This window comes from Janthinobacterium sp. DSP2-3-3, assembly GCF_049897325.1.
In the GTDB taxonomy this organism is placed as follows: Bacteria; Pseudomonadota; Gammaproteobacteria; order Burkholderiales; family Burkholderiaceae_D; genus Janthinobacterium.
The window spans coordinates 1-1,553 of record NZ_JAFCWA010000032.1; the positions used below are offsets into that span (position 1 = coordinate 1).

Below are 1,553 nucleotides of genomic sequence, written 5' to 3' on the forward strand. Positions count from 1 at the left end.
GTGCTGACGTCGCCCTGTGTTGCCGTCAGGCCGATATTGGCGGCGCTGGTCTGGCTGCCGCCGATATCGAGCGTGGCGCCGGTCAGCTTGGCGCTGCCTGCCGCCAGGACCTGGCCATGTGCGGCCAGCGTTTGCGCGGTGTTGACCATCAAGTCGCCAGCCGTGCTAAGCTTGCCATCGGCCTGGATGCCAGCGCCGATCAAGCTGCTTGTGCTGCTGTCGAGAGACTTTGCCGTGATGTGGTTATTGCCCTGCGCCACGATCACGCCCGTGTTCACGATAGCGCCGCTGGCTGTAATGGATTGATTTCTGGCCGCATACAGGCTGCCCGTGTTGTTCAATGTATCGAGCGTGGTGTCCAGGTTAGCACCAGCAAACACGCTGCCGGCGGCATTGCTCAAGTTCGCAATGTTCAAGGTGGCGTTGCCTGCGATGGCTTGCAATTGCCCCTTGGTGTTATCAATGTCGCCACCGGACAGCTGCAGATTACGCTCAGCCGCTACCGTGCCTTCGGTGTTGTCCAGGCGGCCCACAGTAAGCTCGGCATCCTGCACCGCCACGATGCGACCCGTGTTGTTCAGCAAGGTGCCCGCTTTGACCAGTGCGTCACCATTGCCTTCGATCTTGCCGCCCGTGTTGTCGATCTGGCCCGTGGCCGTTACCGTCATCAGTCCGGTTCCCGCCTGCGTCAGGCTGCCGGCGCGGTTGTCCAGGCTGCCAGCGTTGACGCTCAGTTGCCTAGCAACCGTGGTGGCATTGCGGTGGTCCAGCGCAGCAGCGGTAATGTCCACCTTGCCATTGCCCGTGATCTTGCCGTGCTGGTTGTTGAACTGGCCTGCGTTGATGGACAGAACGCCCGCACCTGCGTGCTCCAGCTTGCCATTGATGTTCGTCAACACCGTCGCGTTCAGGGCCAGGTTAGCGCTGTTGACGGCGATGCGGCCGGCTGTGTTGTCCAGCTCGCCCGTGGTGATGACGGTGTCGCCCGTGCCCGTCTGCACGATGTCGCCGCTGGCGTTGTTCAGATTCGCCACATTCAATCGCAGCTGACCGGCCACCAACTGACCCTGGGTATTCACCAGCGACTGGGCATTGTTCGCGTTGGCCGTGATCGACAGCACATTGCTGGCGGAAATCAACGCCTTGTTCGTCAGTACATCGCCATCACGTGCGGTGATCGCAATAGTTGAGCCGCCCGTCTGGCTGCCAGACAGATTGACCGACGCACCTGCCAAGACCGCACTGCCCGCCGCCAGGTTCTGCCCGCTCGCTTGCAGCACGCCATCCGCGTTGATGGTCAGATCGCCCGTCGTGCCCAGGCTGCCATCGGCTTTCACACCGGCGCCCAGCAGGCCGCTGCTGGTGACTTTGCCGGCGGTAATATGGGTGTTGTTGACGGAGGCAATGGAGCCCGTGTTGTTGAGCACGCCGCCCACCGTCAGTTGCTGGTTGCGGCCTGCATACAGCAGGCCGGCATTGTTCAGGTCAACGCTCACTTTCGCCGTCAGGTCCTTGCCGGCGCTGACCGTGCCCTGCTGGTTCAGCAAGGACGC

1 protein-coding gene is annotated in these 1,553 nt (G+C 62.3%); it reads right to left on the reverse strand.

The window, feature by feature from the left end:
- A partial coding sequence (locus ACP7DE_RS27930; protein WP_426075177.1) for a beta strand repeat-containing protein occupies positions 1–1,553 on the reverse strand: 1,553 nt, incomplete at both ends.